We start from the raw sequence: 16216 nt of genomic DNA on the forward strand, positions 1-16216 counted from the left end.
TGGATATCAGTCTCCCGAGGTCACGGCAAGGTCCGGAGCCGCTGTCACACCAACAGATCGAGATTCGTTCAGGCGCTTGGCGCCCAGTCGGGGTCGCGGCCGAAAGCGGCCAGCAGGTGGTCCTGCTCGTCGGCGTCGTCGGGCACCTGTACGCCGGTGTGGACCAGGTTGTTGCGCCGGTAGGCGTCGATCTGGCCGGCGAACCACTGGGCGGCGGCGTGCACCGCGTCCGGGTCGAGCCGTGGCTGCGCGCCGATCGCCACCGCCACGTCCCAGCCGTGCACGAGGTGCTCGGCGAGGAGTTGCCGGAGGTACTCGGTGGCCGGGGTTTCGCCGCCGGAGAGGTGCACGATGCGATCGATCGCGCCGGGGTGGGTGGCGGCGATCTCGGCCTGCGCGGCGGCCTCCCGAGCCGTCGCGATCGGGTCGGCGCCGAGTTGGTCACCGTCGAGCCGGTCGCCGACCTCGTCGATGGTCCGGCCGGCGAGCAGCGGAACGCTCCACCGGTCCTCGGTCACCACGTGGTTGACAAGGGTGCGGAGGTCCCAGTCCGAGCAGGGTGTCGGATCGGACCACTGGCCGGGCTCGATCTGATCCACCCGGTCGATGAATTCGGCCAGGCTCCGGCGGTACGCCTCCAAGAGGTCCATGCCGCCGATTGTTCCGGTCGACGGGGCGGACTGAGTCCGTTTTGCCCGGCTCGGTGCTGGCTACCCCAGCTCAGTCGAGGTCGGCCGGGTCCAGGCCGAGCTCTCGGGCGGTGACCAGCCGGACCCACTCGCCGAACTGGCGGCGGGAGATCACCCGGTCGTGCACGGCGAGTTGGACGGCGAGGCCGTCCATCACCGCGCTGATCCGCCACGCGGCCCCGTCGGCGTCGGCGCACTGGAAGGTGCCGTCGGCCACCCCGGCGGTGATCACCGCGGCCAGGTCCTGTCGCCAGCGCAGGTCCAGCCGCCGGGAGACCTTCTCCAACTCCGGGGTACGCAGCGACTCGGACCAGCCGTCGATCCACATGGACCAGGAGGTCGCCCGCCCGGCCGGGGTGTAGAGCTTGAGGATTCGGCGGAGCTTGGTCAGCGGTGCGGCCGAGGAACGGGTCACCGCGTCGAGCCGGGCCAGATCCTGCTCGACCGCGTACGCGAAGGCCTGCGCGAGCAGCCGTTCCTTGGTGGCGAAGTGGTAGAAGACCAACGCCTGACTCACGCCCGCGGCATTCGCCACGTCCGCTGTCCGGGTGTTGGCCAGCCCGCGCTCCACGATCACGTCGCAGGCGGTGCGCAGCAGGGCATCCAGGCGGATCTCGGCCGCACGTCTCGTCACGACCGTTACCGTAGCCCATCCGACTGAACACGAACAGTTACCACCACGCGCCGATCCACGCCGTGGCAGTCGGAAGCCGGACACTTCTTTCGGGTGTCGTCGGTCGTTCCACGGAGAGTGTTCACCGAGGTCCGCTGCCCGGTGCCGGGTCGTCGAGACGTCGATGGTCAGGTATGCGACGCGATGATGACGATCATTGCCGAGGAATGTCGGAGTGTGACGGTCAGTGCCGGATTCAGACACCAGGGCAGCCACCTAGGAAGCCGGCCGGGGGTGACTCCGCTCCAGCCCCGGCCACCCCGGACGCGCCGAGGCGACCCCGAGTTGGCAGTCAAACACCTACTCGGCTAAAGTTCTCATCCGTCACCCGGGAACGTCCGGGGGCGTGCGGACGTAGCGCAGCTGGTAGCGCATCACCTTGCCAAGGTGAGGGTCGCGGGTTCGAATCCCGTCGTCCGCTCGGAGCTGCCGCCACGTATGACGGGGGCAACCTCGGTGGGGTGGCCGAGAGGCGAGGCAACGGCCTGCAAAGCCGTGTACGCGGGTTCAAATCCCGTCCCCACCTCGGCAACAAGCACGGGCGATTGGCGCAGTGGGAGCGCGCTTCCTTGACACGGAAGAGGTCACTGGTTCAAACCCAGTATCGCCCACCAGAGGGAAACGGCTCGTCACCGGAAGACCGGTGACGAGCCGTTTCGCTTGTGGTGCCACGTCATCAGTCGACGCTGAGCCGGTAGCCGACGCCTCGTACGGTGTGCACGCGCAGGGCGTCGTCGACGGCGTGCAGTTTGCGACGTAACCGCTTCACTGCCGAGTGCAGGCTCGACGTGTCGCCGAGGAACGCGCAGCCCCAGACCGATTCGAAGAGCCGCTGGTACGTCCAGACTCCGACCGGTGCGGTGGCGAGTTGAGTGAGCAGGTTGCGTTCGAGTCGGGTCAGGCTCAGCCGTTCTCCGCGCCACGTCACCACGTGGTCGAGCGGGTAGATCTCAAGGTCACGCAGGCTGATCCGTTTCGAGGTCGCAGCAGGGGCGGGCGCGGCGGCGGCCCTCCGTGCGGCGGTGGCCTTCACCGCGGGGGCGGGTTCGGCGGCGGCTGCGGGCGCGGCGGCTTCGAGGGCGGCGGCTTCGAGGGCGGCGGCTGACGCGCCAACGGTGCCGGGCGCGGTGGGGCTGAGGAGTGCGGCCGGCCCGTTGACCATGGGCGGGCCGATCATCGCCTGCAACTCGGCGAGGTCGGTGCAGATGACCAGAGTGCCGAGCCCGTCGAGTCGCCGCACCATTCGCTCGCGTACCGACACGTCAGCGCTCACGCAGAATACGAGGGACAAATCGTCGACCATCGTTCCCCTTCCCCAGGTGCCACAGGAAAGACAACGCTGTCTGACCGCCGTAGTCAATGGTTTCGCCGGCAACCATCGCCTTCCGGCCCGCACCATCCAAAGATCGCGCCGGATCCTGGATGTAGTGGTATCGCACCGTCGATGAGGCCACTACATCCAGGATCCAGCACGATCATGGCGGCGGGGCGGCGGGGCGGCGGGGCGGCGGGGCGGCGGGGCGGCGGGGCGGCGGGGCGGCGGGGCGGCAGGCGGCGGCGGGCGGCGGGCGGCGCGGGGCCGGTTCAGAAGGTCAACAGGCGGAACTCGCCCACCGGCCGGAAGCCGAGGCTGCGGTAGACCGACTCACCGACGGCCGACGAGGTGAGTGCGGCGGTGCGGACGCCCCGCTCGGCAGCCAGTTCGAGGGCGGCCCTGGTCATGGCCGCGCCGATGCCTCTGCGACGCTGCTCCGGCTGGGTGCCGACGAAGTAGAGGGTGACCAGACCGTGGCTGATCCAGGCGACGGCCGTCGCGACGATCCGACCGTCATCGAGGCGGCCGGCCAGCCGCAACGCTGTGCCCTCTCCGGTGAATGCCTTCTCCCGTTCGATCGTCGCCGCCACACCGTCCGCTGGGATTCCGGACACCCGGGCATAGGCCGGGACGAACGTGGTGAGGTCGGTGGTCTCGGCGATCCGCACACCGACCGGAGTCGGCACCTCCGCCACCGCCGCGATCCCCACGGTCATGATCGGCATCCGGGCGACCTGCGCGGCGCCGAGGGAGACCAGGCCGTCCGCGGTGCCGGCGTCGCTGTCCGGGCCGACCCACCAGATCCGGGGTACGCCGTGCAGGCGCTTCCGGGCCTCGCTGAGCGCGTCCTGCGGTGTGCGCCCGACCACCCGCAGCACGCCGTTGAGGGGTGCGTGCGGCACGTCACTGCGGTAGGTCGGGAGGTCCGGCCCGCCGGCGTTACCGATGTTCCAACCGAGCAGGTACGCCCGGTGCGCGGCCAGCACCGTGTCGAGAGGCTCCATGATCTGGATCGTAACGCGGGGGCGGCAACCCTCTCGGCCAGCGGAAACAGGCACTGTGGACGACATCACCGGCGGCGGCCGGCACCCCGCCTGCCTCGCTGGCGGGACAGGAGAGACACGATCGCGTCTGCGGACGGGCCGGCCGCCGTCGGTGCGGCGGCCGGCCCGGATACGCAGTGGTCTGGCGGCTCCGCCAGCGGTGGACCTGTTCGGGTCACAGCGGCGGGGCGATGTCCCGCCGCTCTTCGACCTGGCGGTACTCCACCGGCTGCTCGGTGGTGGTGACGACCTGGCGGCGGCGACCCCAGATCAGCGTGGTCATGATCAGGCCGAGCACGCCGGCGCCCATCAGAATCCAGCCGACCACGTCGAGGTTGATGCCGCCGACGCTCGCGTCCAGTGCGAAGGTGAGGATCGCGCCGAGCGCGATCAGGAAGATGCTGGTGCCGATACCCACGACAGCCTCCTTAGGGGGTGTGGTGCGCTGTCGAGGTTCTTCAGTACCCCGCCGCCAACCGGCGCAATCGCGACCGTCCAGGGGGCGGCGTCAGGCGATCTTGGCATCGGGTAGAGTTCCACCTGTCGCCGGCGCTTGCCGGGGACGTGCGGACGTAGCGCAGCTGGTAGCGCATCACCTTGCCAAGGTGAGGGTCGCGGGTTCGAATCCCGTCGTCCGCTCGCGATGTGCCCCCTGGGGCCGCCACGGGCGATTGGCGCAGTGGGAGCGCGCTTCCCTGACACGGAAGAGGTCACTGGTTCAAACCCAGTATCGCCCACCATCCACACAGAGCGATCAGATGGCCCGTTGCCGGATATCCGGTGACGGGCCTCTTTCTCCATGGGTGACCATCGGTCATTCGCCGGCGCGGAGTACCTCGCTCAGCCGGTCACGTCGCCGCAGCGCCGACTCGACGGGTACGACGGTGGCGGCCGCCGCCAGCAGCGCCACGCTCACCAGGCCCAGCAGCCACCACGGCAGGACCGCCGCCGGGTCGGCGGCCTGGCCGGTGAGCAGCCGCAGGTCGAGCGGGCCGAGCGTCAGGCGGGCGAGTACGGCCCCGAGTAGCGGGCCGCACACCGCGGTGACCACGACCGGCGGGAGCAACTCTCCGGCGGCGACCCAGCGGACGTCGCGTGGCCGCAGGCCGAGGGTCCGCAGACGGGTCAGGGTCTGCCACCGCTGCGACGCACCGGCGGCGGCGGCGAGCGTGAGGCCGAGCAACCCCAGCGCCAGCAGCACCGCGGCAGCTGTCCACGCCAGCCGTGTCAGCCCTGCCGTCAGCGGGGCCACCCGCTGCGCCCGCAGGACGTCCGTACGCAGCACGACGTCGGAGGCGACTCCGGTGTTCGTCACGGCCCGCCCCGCGCCGGGACCGGTCACCCAGACGGTGTTCGCGACGGCGGGCAGCCCGGCGTGGGCGAGGGCCGTGGCGTCCACGATGACGACGTCGTCGACGCCGCCGACGGAGGGAGCGGTACCGACGGCGGCGAGACGGATCGCCGGGGCGCCGTCGCGGGGGAGTTGCAGCCGCGAGCCGGTGCGCAGTTCGCCGGATTTCGAACGGACCAGCGCCGGGACCTCACCGGGGCCCGGACCGGGAGCCGTGAGCCGGGCCAGCGCGGGCGCGTCGGGCAGCGGAGTGGTGGCCAGCAGGTGCTGGAACGCGGCGGCGTCCACGATGACCAGGCGTGGGGTGAGCAGCGTCGATTCGGCGAAGACGCGTGCCGAGTCGGTCACCTGCGCGACGACGACCTGCCCCACCCCGGGTGCGGCGGCGATGCGCTCGGCGAGTGCGGGCGTGGCGGTCTGGGCGTCCGCGCCGACGTCGAGGCGGGCGTCGGCGCCGACGGTGCTCCACGCGCCGTCGGTCAGGCCCCGGGTGACGGTGGCGCCGAGGATGAGCGCGAACGACGCGAGCGCCGTGGTGCTGACCAGCACCAGCAGGGGCAGCGCGCGTCCGGCCGTTGTGGTCGCCTGGGCGGCACTGAACACGGCCAGGGGGCGGCGTGAGCGCAGGGCCTGTCGGAGCGCGAACCGCGCCCCGAGGGGCAGTAGCCGGAGCAGGACGAGCGCGCCGACGAGCGCGCCCAGGGAGAGGGCGCTGACCGGCAGGATGAGGTCGCCGGTCAGTTCACCGGTGTCGCCGTGGGAGGCGGCGGGCACGAGCCCACGCTGGTGCAGTGTGACGAAGGCGGCGATCGCGGCGATCAGGACAGCGGCCTCCACGGCGGCGCGGCGCAGCTGGCCGGTGGCCCGGATCCAGCGCCGAGCGGCGGGGTTGGCGGGTTGGCGTCGGTCACGGCTGGCGCGGGCGGCGGCGAGGATGCCGAACGCCGGTCCGGCGACGGCGCCGGCCAGGACCACGGGAACGGCCCAGGTCCAGGCGACGCCCGGGGCGGCAGCGCGCGCGAGTGCGAGCCCGACGGCGGCGGCCGACAGGGACACCACTGCGGACTCGATGACCAGTTCCGCGCCGAGGTCGGGGAGCGCCGCCCCACGCTGCCGGGCGATGCTCAGCACCGGGGTGCGGCGGCGGACCAGCAGGTCGGCGGCGAGCAGCAGGACCAGCACCGCGGCGGTGAGTACCCCGGCGAGCAGGATGGCGGCCTGTGCCGCAGCGGCGTTGTTGCGGGTACGGGCGTCGCGCAGGACGGTGTCGAGCTGCGATTCCCACTTCAGGGACTGGTCGCGGTCGCTCGACGAGCCGGAGGTCGCCTTGAGCTTGACCACCTGGCTGGCGAGCGTGGTGGTGGAGTCCGAGGTGAGCGCGTCGGGAACGGGTGCGAAGTGGACGGTGCGTCGCAGTTGGTCCTCGTTGACGGCGAGCCGGGCGTCCGGTAGCGACTCGCGCGACAGCAGGCCGTTGAACCGGGTGGTCCCGACGCCGTCCGCGCCGGGTACGGGGCGCAGCAGTGCCGGGGCGAGTCGCCAGGCCGGGTCGGCGCTGTCCGCGGGTCGGTAGATCCCGCTGACTCGGACGTCCTTGTCGCGACCCTGGCCGTCCTTGACCGGGATCCGGTCGCCGGGGTCGAGGTCGAGTGCGGCGGCGTCCGCCTCGGAGAGGCCGATCTGCACCGGCCAGGGGGGTCCGTCGTAGGGGACCTCGACGTACTGGTCGGAGACGGCGGGACCGGGCGGGCTGCCGGCGATCCAGGTGACGTCCGGGCCGCCGGGGTCACCGGCCAGGAAGGTGAACTGAAAGGTACGCGGTGCGTTGCCGTCGGTGATCTTGAGGATCGGGCCGTTGACGACGGTGACGGGCGGAAGCAGCGCGGCGTCCAGGTCGGGTCCGAGCGCGGACGTCGTTCGGGCGAGGAAGGCGTCGACCTCCTCGGCGAGGTTGGGCATCCGGACCCGACCACCGGTCGGTCCGTCGTCGCGTTCCCAGTCGGCGTGTGCCAGGACGTTCGAGTCGGTGCCGGCGTCGCGGACCGTGTCCTGGACGGCGTTGTCGGCGGCGGCGCGGAGCAGCGGCGGTACGGCCCCGGCGAGGAGCGTGACGGTCGCGATGACGGCGGCGGTGAGCAGCAGCGGCCCGACGTCGGTGCGGCCACGGCCGCGGACGCTGGGCCAGTGCGGCGTCGGCCACCGGCGGGTCAGCCACCGGTTCACGGTGCCACCCGCAGGTGCGCGGCATCGGCCCGGCGGGCCTGGACGGTGACCACGACGGCGACCGCCAGCACGCATCCGGCCAGCAGGACGGCGAGCAGTGCGGTCTCGGCCGGCCACGGCCAGTGTGGTTGGGCGACCGGGACGGGCGCGGCGCCGGTGTCGGAGCGCACCAGCAGGGGAGCGACGACGCGGGTGGCGAGCGCGCCGACGGCCGTGCCCGCCGCGAGCAGGGGCAGCAGTACGCCGGCGTGCTGGCCGAGCAGCACGGCTCGGATGTCGCGCCGGGACATCCCCAGGCCGCGCAGCCGCGCCACCTCGACGGCGCGGACCTGCAGATCACAGGTGACGTGCAGGACGACGCCGGCGAGCAGGAGCAGTGCGGCGGCCGGGACGATGAGCCGGAGAGCTGCCGGCAGCCCGGCGCTGAGCGGGCCGTCGGTGAGACGGGCGGTCTCCGCCTCGCGGGTCGCGACGGTGCCCAGGTGCAGGGCGGTGGCCCGCTCGGCGGCACCGGGCTCGGTCGGGCGGCCGACCCACCAGGCGTCGACCGGGAACGTCAGGTCGCCGGTGACGACGCGTGCGCGGGACAGCGTGTCCAGGTCGGCCAGTACGGCGGCGGCGCCGGGGGCGGACGGTACGGTCGGGATGACCTCGGTGACGACGACGGGGACGGGCGTGATGCCGACCGTGACGCTGAGTTTGCTGCCGCGATCGGCGCCGACCTCGCTGGCGAAGTGGTCGGAGACGGCGACGGGCACCGGGCCGGGGTCCGGGAAGGCGGTGGCGACGAGGGTCCGGGCGGCGTCGTCGGCGCCGGCGAGGTCGACTGTCGTGGCCATCCGCAGCGCGGTTCCCGTCGGCGTGGCGGACATCATGACCGTCGGGTCGACCAACCTGCCCGGGACCGGCGGCGCGGACGTGGCGGTCCAGTCCGACCCGTCGGTGGACCTCTCCTGCGAGCCGGCGGGTGGCACGGTGAGCGTGACGGCGACGGCGACGCGTCCGCCGACCGGGTCGGCGGCGATCGGCAGGGCGACCGCGACGAGCCGCAGTCCGTCGGCGGACGCGCAGTCGGGCAGCCGTACCTCCCGACCGTCGAGCGGTACGGCGGGACCGGTGCAGGACGTGCGCAGGCCGGTGGCGTCCTGCAGCAGCAGTTGGGGTGTCACGGTGAGCGGGGTGCCGCCGGAGGCGGTTCCGCTCAGGACGAGCGGGGCGCCGGCCGGGACGGCGAGGCCGGTGACCCGGGTGCGTGGTGCCAGCGCGGTGCCGACGTCCGCCCATCCGCGCTCGCTGTCGAGCCGCCCGCGCAGCAGCGCGTCGGCGCGGGTGGTGTCGACGGCGACCAGACGCGGCGCGTCGCCGGCGGTGCCGAGCCACTGACCGACCGTGGTGCCACGGTCGAGGGCCGGGCTCACCGCCCCCGTGGTGGCCGCGCTGACGACGGCGCCGTCTCCGGCCACCGGCGCCGTGCTGAGGGTGAGTGCCAGGTCGGTGCCGACGGCGAGCGCGGCCTGGTCGCGTTGCGACTGGTGCCACGTGCTGTCGAGTGCGAGGCCGAAGGTGCCGGCCGCGCAGGCCAGCCCGACGAGCAGACCGGCGGCGACCGCTTGTGGCCGGCGGGCAGCCTCGGAGACCGCCAGCGGAAGCGCCAGCCCGCGGGCGCGGTACGCCAGCCGGTCGGCACCGCGCAGGGCGGGGAGTACCACCCGGAGAGCCAGGGCGGCACCTGCGGTGAGCAGCAGTGCCGGCGCGAGCACCCGGACCGCGTCGGCGCGTGGGCTGGCGGTGGTGGGCTGCGCGTACAGCTGCCACCACCCGACGGCGGCGAAGACCGCGAGCAGCAGGTCGGCGCCGGATCGGGCCAGCAGTTCGCGGCGGGTACGCCGCTCGCCGGCCGCCGGGACGGGTCGGATCGCCAGGACGGTGAGTACGGCGGCGAGCACCAGCGCGCCACCGACGACCGCGAGGACCTGGACGCCGGAGACGGCTGGCCGGACGGTCAGGCCGGCGTCGTCCAGCGGTGGCAGGTGGGTCAGAGCGGCGTGCAGGGCCGACGAGGCAGGTATCGCGAGCGCGACGGCGACGGCGGCGACGAGCCCGGCCTCGAGTGTCGCGGTGGCGGCGAGCTGGCGACGGCTGGCGCCCAGGGCGGCCCGCAGGGCGGTCTCGTCGGCGCGGATGCCCGCGGTCAGCCGGCCCGCGAGGACGAGTGCTGTCGCGGCCAGGACACCGCCGAGGACGGCGACGGCGAGCACGACGGCGGCGGTGACGTGCCGTTGGTCGTCGGCGGCCCGCAGGGTCAGCGGCAGGTCGGAGGCGACCCGTGCGAGCTGGACGCGCTCGCCGAGGGTGCCGGCCAGCCGGCGGTCGGCGTTGTCGACGGCCCCGGCCACGGTCTCCAGGTTGCTGCGGTTGTTGTGGGACAGGTCCGGATGGGCGGTGACCTCCATCCGGTCGACTGTGGCGCCGGTGGTGACCAGGTCGGCGAGGTCGACGAGGAACGGGCCGTAGGCGTTGACCGGCTGCATGAAGCGGCCGTCCCGGTAGCCGATGGCGGAGCCGGCCGCGGCCAGCGGGTCACGGTCCCAGCCGCGTCCCGCGAGGGGGCGCACCACACCGACGACTGTCACGTCGATGGCCGGGACGGGCGCGTGGGCCAGTTCGGCGCCGAGGCGTACCCGCCGACCGGGGGTGAGGCCGAGCAGTTGTGCGGTGGACTCCAGCAGCACCGCGTCGCCCGGGTGCTGTGGCCAGCGCCCGGTGACCAGCTCGGCTCGGGTCGGCAGGTCGTCCAGCCCCGACAGGTAGGCCTGCGGCGGGACGGTGGTGCCCGTGGCGAGCGTGGGCGGCAGCGCCCGCAGCACCGTCGACGCCCGCGCGGTCGTCGTCACCGGGATCGGTGCGAGCGTGGAGGCCACCACGGTACGGGTGTCGGCGGCGACGGACTGCGTGTCGCGGCCCTCGACGGTGCCGGTGTAGACGGTCACGTCGACGTCGGCGGGGGCGGCGCGGGCCATGGCGACCTCCAGCGCCCGCTCGGCGGTGCGGGTGACGAGCAGGGTGCAGGTGCCCAGCAGGGTCGCGCCGATCGTGACGACCCCGAGGAGGGCTGCCAGCAACGGCCACTGCGCGCGGGCGCGCCGGCTGACCAACCTCATCGTCGCGTCACCCGGCGTCCGGCACGGGTACGTACGGCTGCCCGGCCGCCTGTTCGTCGAGGTGCCCGTCGTGGATGCGGATCACCCGGTCGGCCAGGGCCATCATCACCGAGTCGTGGGTCGACACCAGTACCGTGACGCCCTCGGATTCCACTATCCCGCGCAGCAGCGCCATCACCGACAGGCCGGTCTCGGCGTCCAGTTGCCCGGTGGGCTCGTCGGCGAGCAGGAGCTTGGGTGAGGCGGCCAGCGCGCGGGCTATCGCCACCCGTTGCTGCTGGCCGCCGGACAGCTCGGCCGGCCGCTGCCGGGCGTGGTCGGCCAGGCCGATCAGCTCCAGCAGCAACTCGACCCGCCGCTCGCGCTCGGGTGGGGCGACGCGGGCCATCCGCAGCGGGGCCGCGACGTTCTCCGCTGCCGACAGCACCGGGATCAACCCGAAGCTCTGGAAGACGTACGACACCTTCTCGCGTCGCAGCCGGGACAGGCCGTCCTCGTCGAGCGCTGTCACGTCGGTGCCGTCGACGTGCACGGTGCCGGCGTCCGGGCGGTCCAGGCCACCGATGACGTTGAGCAGGGTGGTCTTGCCCGAGCCGGACCGGCCGACCAGCGCCACCATCGAACCGGCGGCCACGTCGAGCGACACGCCGTTCAGGGCGTGCACGACGGTCGGCCCGGTGCGAAAGCGCCGGTGTACGCCGCGGACGCTCAGCAGCGGCTCGCTACTCATTCGCCGCTTCCCGAGTCGGGGTGGATCGTGATGTGGTCGGGTTCCAGGGCCAGCCGGACCCGTCGGGTCAGCGCCAGCGCCTGGCGGAACTCGCGGGGCACCTGGACCCGCCCGGCCCGGTCCATCACGGCGTACTCCTCGGCGATCATGTGCGTGTCGCCCTCCGCGTCGGTGGTGGTGCGGCGCAGCACCTCGCTGCTGGTGCGTCCGTCCCGGATCGCGACGGTCCGTTCGACCTGGCCGCTGACCTCCGGGTCGTGGGTGACCACGACGACGGTGACGCCGTAACGCCGGTTGACGTCGCGCAGCACACCGAAGACCTCGGCGGACGTGGCGGCGTCCAGCTCGCCGGTCGGCTCGTCGGCGAGCAGGACCCGCGGCTGGTTGGCCAGCGCCACCGCGATCGCGACCCGCATCTGCTGCCCTCCGGAGAGTTGCCCGGGGCGGCGATCGGCGCAGTCGGCGACACCGAGGCTGTCCAGCAGCTCGGCCGCGCGCTCCCGGCGTTCCTGCTTCGGGGTACGGGCCGCCGTCATCGGCAGGTCCACCATCTCCCGTGCGGTCAGGTAGGGGATCAGGTTGCTCGCCGTCTGCTGCCGTACGAACCCGACGGTGCGCCGTCGGTAGTCCACCCGGTCCGCGCGGGACATCGCCAGCAGATTCCACCGGTCGACCCGGACCCGCCCGGCGGTGGGGGCGTCGATGCCGGCCAGGATGGACAGCAGTGTCGACTTGCCCGAGCCGGAGGCACCGACGACGGCCACCAGCTCACCGCTCTCCACGGCCAGGTCCAGTCCCTGCAGTGCCTGCACCTCGATCGAACCGGTCTGGTAGATCCGCACCAGGTTCTCGCAGACGATGAGCGCGTCGTGGCCGAACTCGGGTGCCCGCGCGGAGGGCTGCGGCAGGGACAGCGGGGTGCTGGACATTCCCTGCTCCGTCCGGGTTGTGCTGAGGCAGATTGAAGCAGTTTCGCAATCGGCGGCTTCGTTGACCATGCCCGGGGTGGCTTTCCTGCATTCTGGGCGGGGGTCTACCGTCGCGACCCTCCCACCCGCCGAGGCCGGTTTTCGCTGTGGCGGGTCGTGAACCTGCCGGGCTTCCACGCCGACTGAACAGGCGAAGGAGGGCCGATGAGCGATGAGTTGCTGGTGGTCCGTTGCCAGTTGGGTGAACGGGAGGCGTTCGCCGAGCTGGTGCAGGGCTGGCATCCGGCGGTCGAACGGTACGTCGGGCGGATGCTCGGTGGGTCCGACGACGATGTGGTGCAGGAAATCTGGTTGGCGGTCTTCAAGGGGTTGCCGACGTTGCGGCAGCCGGACCGGTTCACCCCGTGGCTGTTCATCATCGCCCGGCGGGCGGTGATGAACCGGCTGCGGGACGCGTACGCCCGCCCGGAGCCCGAACCGATCGACGACCTGCCCGGCGGCGACGAGGCGCAGGAGGTCGTCGACCGGGAGACGCTGGCCGGGGCGCTGGCGGCGCTCCCCGCCCGGGAACGGGAGGTGCTCTTGCTGTTCTACCTGGAGGACCAGCCGTTGGACGCCTGCGCGCTGATCTGCGGCGTACCCGTCGGCACTGTCAAGTCGCGGCTCAACCGGGCCCGCAGGTTGTTACGTCACGAGCTGGTGCGGAAGGGGTACGAGGCATGACTCCGGAAGAGGTGCTGGCGCGACTGGACGCTCCGTTGTCGCTGCGCAGGCGGGTCGGCTACCTGACCCTGGCCTTCACCGGTCTCACCGCGAGCGCCCTGATCGGCCTGCTCTGGGCCACCGAGCCCGGGTTGCCGACGCGCACCAACGTGGCCTTCGCCGTCCTGGTGACGATCGGCCTGTGCTGGGCGGTGTTCGGTGGTTGGGCAGTGACTCGACGGACTCCGCTGTTCGCCCGGGATCGGGTGGTCGCCGGCTGGCTCGGCGTCGGAGCCTGGCTGGCATTCAGCGTTGGCGCGCTGATCATCAGCCTGCTGCGACACGAACTGGAGCCGGCGCTGCTGGGCGTTGTGCTCCTGCTCGGCGCGGTGGCGGCCCTGAACCTGCGGGCGGCCCGTCGGGCGCGTGCGGCGCTGCTGCGCCGCAGGAGCGTGCTGGCCGGACCGGCGACTGGCTGCAGGTGAACGGCGGCATCCCCGTCCGGTTCTGCCACGGGCAGATCCGCTGCCGGCGAACGGGGGTGCCCTTCGCCGGCCGATGCCAGCAGGGTGGAGCGCATGAGACTGCTGGTGCTGGGTGGTACGGGATTCGTGGGCGGGGCCACCGTCGCCGAGGCGCTACGCCGCGGCTGGTCGGTGACGGTGTTCAACCGGGGGCTGCACGGCACGGTGCCGTCCGGCGTACACCGGTTGCGGGGTGACCGCACCGCGCCGGACGGTCTGGCGGCGCTCGCCGGTGGCGAGTGGGACGTCGCCGTGGACACCTGGGACGGTGCGCCGAGGGCCGCCGGAGACGCCGCCCGCGCCCTGGTCAACACGGTCGGCCATTACGTGTACGTGTCCAGCGGCTCGGTCTACACCGACCACGCCGCGGCGGGGTTGCACGAGGACTCCCCGGTGGTGGACGCCGACCCGGGCTCCGTCGACGGCGACTACCCGCAGCTCAAGGCCGGTGCCGAGCGTGCCGTGCGGGAGGTGTTCGGTGGGCGTGCGCTGGTCGCGCGGGCCGGCCTGATCCTGGGCCCGGGCGAGGACATCGGCCGGCTGCCCTGGTGGCTACGGCGCGTCGAGCGGGGCGGGGACGTACTCGCCCCCGCCCCGCCCGACCTGCCGGTGCAGTACGTCGACGTCCGCGACCTGGCGGGGTGGATGCTCGAGGCGGGCACCCGGAAGGTGGGCGGCACGTTCAACGCGGTCGGCCGTCCGACGCAGACCACGATGGGCGAGCTGCTCGACGCGTGCGTGGCCGCGACCGGTGTCGACGCCCGGTTGCGGTGGACCGATCCGGCGTCGATCCTCGCCGCCGGGGTGCAGCCGTGGAGCGACCTGCCGATCTGGCTGCCGCGCGGCCACCCGTCCCGGGGGTTGCTGGAGCGGGACGTCACGCGGGCACTGGCCGCCGGCTTGACTTGCCGGCCGGTGGCCGAGACCGTCGGCGACACCTGGCGGTGGCTGCGCGAGGTCGGTGCGGTTCCGCCGCGCGCCGGGCGACCGCAGCGCAGCTCGATCGGGTTGGATCCGACCCTGGAGGCCGCCGTGCTCGCCGGCTGACCGTGCCTCGGCGGGTCAGGCGGGCACCACCGGCAGGTCCAGCACCTCGGCGACACCACGTCGGGGGGTCGGTCGACCCGGCTGGCCGTACCCGATCCGCAGCACCATCTGCGGTGTGCCGAACCGGCCCAGCGCCAGCCGCAGTTGCTCCCGCGCCGTGGGCACCTCGATCGGCTGGGAGAGCATCGACACGCTGAGCCCGGCGTCCGTGGCGGTGAGCAGCAGGCGTTGCAGGGCCTGCCCGGCGATCACCTGGTCCACTGCGGTGTTGCCCGCCGAGCCCAGCACCCCCACCAGGGGTTCCGGTTCGAAGTCGCGCCCGGGGGCGCGGTCACGCCCACCGTAGCCGCGCGTCGGGAGGACGTCCTGCGGCTCGCCTCGCGGACCTCCGGCGGAGCTGGGCACGCCGTCCGGGGTGGACTCCCGGCGTAGCCACCGTTCCCGTTCGGCCCGGTACGCGGGGTCGCGCTCCAGCACCCGGTGCGCGCTGCGCGCGATCTCGCCGAACGCGGAGACCGCGCTCACCCCGATCAGCAGCTCCAACCAGCACTGCTCGGCACGGGCGGCCTCGCCGAGGCGCCAGCGGGCGTCGCCCGGCACCGGGTCCGGCCAGAACGGCAGACGGTTGCTGAACCGGCGCGGGATGGCCCCGTGCAGGCTCTGCTCGGCGGGGGTGGGCCGGCGCGGGAGGTCCGGTACCAGCCGGGCCAGCAGGTCCGGCTCGGCCGGGTCGGGGCGCAGCCGCACCCGGGCCGGGACCCCGGCCACGGCCAGGGCGATCCGCAGGTTGAACAACGCCGCGCCGCAGGCGATCCGGACACCCCACCCGCTCGGGTCGGTCGCCGGCAGCCGGCGGGCCGGGTCGGCCAGCACCTCGATGCCGCCGTCGCGCAGCCGTAGCCGCCACGGTTGGGTGTTGTGCAACGACGGTGCCCGGACCGCGTCCACGGCGGCGGTCCGCAACTGGGCGGCGGTGTAGCCGATGTCCATGTCGGTGCTCCTCTCCCGCTGGGCCGGCGGCGGGTGGTGCCGCTGTGCTGGCGTACCTCCACGGTCCGTCGTTCGGTGCTCGCCCAGCAGGGCCGGACGTCCCGACCAGTCGGGTCCGAGCGCCCGCTCGCTTCGCGCCGATCGGGACCTTCGGCCCGTGCGCTGGGCCACGGGCAGCGGGTAGAAACGAGGGATGATCCGGGTTTTCCTCCTCGACGACCATGAGGTCGTCCGCCGTGGCCTGGCCGACCTGCTGCAGAGCGGCGGCGACATAGAGGTGGTCGGCGAGTCCGGCTCGGCGCAGGAGGCGGCCCGCCGCATCCCGGCGCTGCGGCCCGACGTGGCGATCCTCGACGCGCGGCTGCCGGACGGCAACGGCATCGACGTGTGCCGTGACGTCCGCGCCGTCGACTCGTCCATCAAGGGGCTGATCCTCACCTCGTACGAGGACGACGAGGCGCTGTTCGCAGCCATCATGGCCGGTGCCGCCGGGTATGTGCTCAAGCAGATCCGTGGCACCGACCTGGTCGACGCGGTGCGTCGCGTCGCGGCCGGGCAGTCGCTGCTCGACCCGGCGATCACCACCCGGGTGCTGGAGCGCATCCGCAACGGCGTCGAGCAGCCGCGCGAGCTGAAGTCGCTCACCGAGCAGGAGCGGCGGATCCTGGAGTACGTGGCCGAGGGGCTGACCAACCGGGAGATCGCCGGTCGGATGTTCCTGGCGGAGAAGACGGTGAAGAACTACGTCTCCAGCGTGCTGGCCAAGCTGGGCCTGGAGCGCCGCACGCAGGCCGCCGTTCTGGCCACGCGTCTGCTCGGCAAGGCGCCCTGACCCGGGT

13 protein-coding genes, 5 tRNA genes and 1 pseudogene are annotated in these 16216 nt (G+C 73.3%); 9 read left to right on the forward strand and 10 right to left on the reverse strand.

Annotated features, from left to right (window positions below):
- Positions 1 to 68: 68 nt before the first annotated feature.
- Positions 69 to 650 carry a TIGR03086 family metal-binding protein gene (locus ACGF3C_RS24755; protein WP_393225555.1) on the reverse strand — a complete coding sequence of 194 codons (582 nt, stop codon included), beginning with the start codon at positions 648 to 650 and terminating at the stop codon, positions 69 to 71.
- A gap of 70 nt (positions 651 to 720) precedes the next feature.
- A complete protein-coding gene (locus ACGF3C_RS24760; RefSeq protein ID WP_355007060.1) occupies positions 721 to 1323 on the reverse strand; it encodes a TetR/AcrR family transcriptional regulator in 603 nt (200 codons plus the stop codon).
- 387 nt (positions 1324 to 1710) lie between these two features.
- Between ACGF3C_RS24760 and ACGF3C_RS24765 the strand changes: the two genes are divergently transcribed.
- From ACGF3C_RS24765 to ACGF3C_RS24775, 3 genes are all read left to right on the forward strand, one after another.
- Positions 1711 to 1783: transfer RNA gene (locus ACGF3C_RS24765), tRNA-Gly, on the forward strand.
- A 34-nt stretch (positions 1784 to 1817) separates the two neighbouring features.
- Positions 1818 to 1888, forward strand: a tRNA-Cys gene (locus tag ACGF3C_RS24770).
- Between the two features lie 13 nt (positions 1889 to 1901).
- Positions 1902 to 1976: transfer RNA gene (locus ACGF3C_RS24775), tRNA-Val, on the forward strand.
- A 62-nt stretch (positions 1977 to 2038) separates the two neighbouring features.
- On the opposite strand, the pseudogene ACGF3C_RS24780 reads toward ACGF3C_RS24775, so the two are convergent.
- The 3 genes and pseudogenes from ACGF3C_RS24780 to ACGF3C_RS24790 all read right to left on the reverse strand — a co-directional run.
- Positions 2039 to 2320 (reverse strand): annotated as a pseudogene (locus ACGF3C_RS24780) (winged helix-turn-helix domain-containing protein); the annotation flags it as partial.
- A 626-nt stretch (positions 2321 to 2946) separates the two neighbouring features.
- Positions 2947 to 3681: a GNAT family N-acetyltransferase gene (locus ACGF3C_RS24785; protein ID WP_393225562.1), complete on the reverse strand. Its 735-nt coding sequence runs from the start codon at positions 3679 to 3681 to the stop codon at positions 2947 to 2949.
- A gap of 214 nt (positions 3682 to 3895) precedes the next feature.
- On the reverse strand, positions 3896 to 4138 hold the full coding sequence (locus tag ACGF3C_RS24790) for a DUF6458 family protein (protein WP_091400768.1): 243 nt from the start codon (positions 4136 to 4138) through the stop codon (positions 3896 to 3898).
- 148 nt (positions 4139 to 4286) lie between these two features.
- Between ACGF3C_RS24790 and ACGF3C_RS24795 the strand changes: the two genes are divergently transcribed.
- Together ACGF3C_RS24795 and ACGF3C_RS24800 are read left to right on the forward strand one after the other, a co-directional pair.
- A tRNA-Gly gene (locus ACGF3C_RS24795) sits at positions 4287 to 4359 on the forward strand.
- 26 nt (positions 4360 to 4385) lie between these two features.
- Positions 4386 to 4460: transfer RNA gene (locus tag ACGF3C_RS24800), tRNA-Val, on the forward strand.
- Between the two features lie 74 nt (positions 4461 to 4534).
- Here the strand turns inward: ACGF3C_RS24800 and ACGF3C_RS24805 are convergent.
- The 4 genes from ACGF3C_RS24805 to ACGF3C_RS24820 are packed head-to-tail and all read right to left on the reverse strand — an operon-like array spanning position 4535 to position 12114.
- Entirely contained in the window at positions 4535 to 7294 is a 2760-nt protein-coding gene (locus tag ACGF3C_RS24805; RefSeq protein WP_357227176.1) for an FtsX-like permease family protein, read from the reverse strand.
- Positions 7291 to 10455, reverse strand: a complete 3165-nt coding sequence (locus ACGF3C_RS24810) for an ABC transporter permease (protein WP_357227179.1) — start codon at positions 10453 to 10455, stop codon at positions 7291 to 7293. Before ACGF3C_RS24810 ends, ACGF3C_RS24805 begins: the two co-directional genes overlap by 4 nt.
- A gap of 7 nt (positions 10456 to 10462) precedes the next feature.
- Complete coding sequence (locus ACGF3C_RS24815) at positions 10463 to 11185, reverse strand: ABC transporter ATP-binding protein (protein ID WP_357227182.1); 723 nt, start codon at positions 11183 to 11185, stop codon at positions 10463 to 10465.
- Positions 11182 to 12114, reverse strand: coding sequence for an ABC transporter ATP-binding protein (locus ACGF3C_RS24820; RefSeq protein WP_357227184.1), 933 nt, complete (start codon positions 12112 to 12114; stop codon positions 11182 to 11184). The genes ACGF3C_RS24815 and ACGF3C_RS24820 overlap by 4 nt, the downstream gene beginning before the upstream one ends.
- Positions 12115 to 12318: 204 nt before the next feature.
- On the opposite strand from ACGF3C_RS24820, the gene ACGF3C_RS24825 reads away from it, so the two are divergent.
- From ACGF3C_RS24825 to ACGF3C_RS24835, 3 genes are all read left to right on the forward strand, one after another.
- Positions 12319 to 12837 (forward strand): RNA polymerase sigma factor, encoded by a 519-nt coding sequence (locus ACGF3C_RS24825; protein WP_357202238.1) that lies wholly within the window; start codon positions 12319 to 12321, stop codon positions 12835 to 12837.
- Entirely contained in the window at positions 12834 to 13301 is a 468-nt protein-coding gene (locus ACGF3C_RS24830) for a hypothetical protein (protein WP_393225568.1), read from the forward strand. The genes ACGF3C_RS24825 and ACGF3C_RS24830 overlap by 4 nt, the downstream gene beginning before the upstream one ends.
- Positions 13302 to 13394: 93 nt before the next feature.
- The gene (locus ACGF3C_RS24835) at positions 13395 to 14387 is read left to right on the forward strand and encodes an NAD-dependent epimerase/dehydratase family protein (protein WP_357233286.1); all 993 of its coding nucleotides are present in this window, start codon (positions 13395 to 13397) and stop codon (positions 14385 to 14387) included.
- Positions 14388 to 14402: 15 nt separating this feature from the next.
- Here ACGF3C_RS24835 and ACGF3C_RS24840 read toward each other — a convergent pair whose 3' ends face one another.
- The gene (locus ACGF3C_RS24840) at positions 14403 to 15377 is read right to left on the reverse strand and encodes an Acg family FMN-binding oxidoreductase (RefSeq protein ID WP_357233284.1); all 975 of its coding nucleotides are present in this window, start codon (positions 15375 to 15377) and stop codon (positions 14403 to 14405) included.
- A gap of 193 nt (positions 15378 to 15570) precedes the next feature.
- On the opposite strand from ACGF3C_RS24840, the gene ACGF3C_RS24845 reads away from it, so the two are divergent.
- Positions 15571 to 16209: a response regulator transcription factor gene (locus ACGF3C_RS24845; protein WP_355576846.1), complete on the forward strand. Its 639-nt coding sequence runs from the start codon at positions 15571 to 15573 to the stop codon at positions 16207 to 16209.
- Positions 16210 to 16216 lie beyond the last annotated feature (7 nt).

The sequence above is a fragment of the Micromonospora sp. NPDC047762 genome (assembly GCF_043204655.1).
Lineage (GTDB): Bacteria > Actinomycetota > Actinomycetes > Mycobacteriales > Micromonosporaceae > Micromonospora.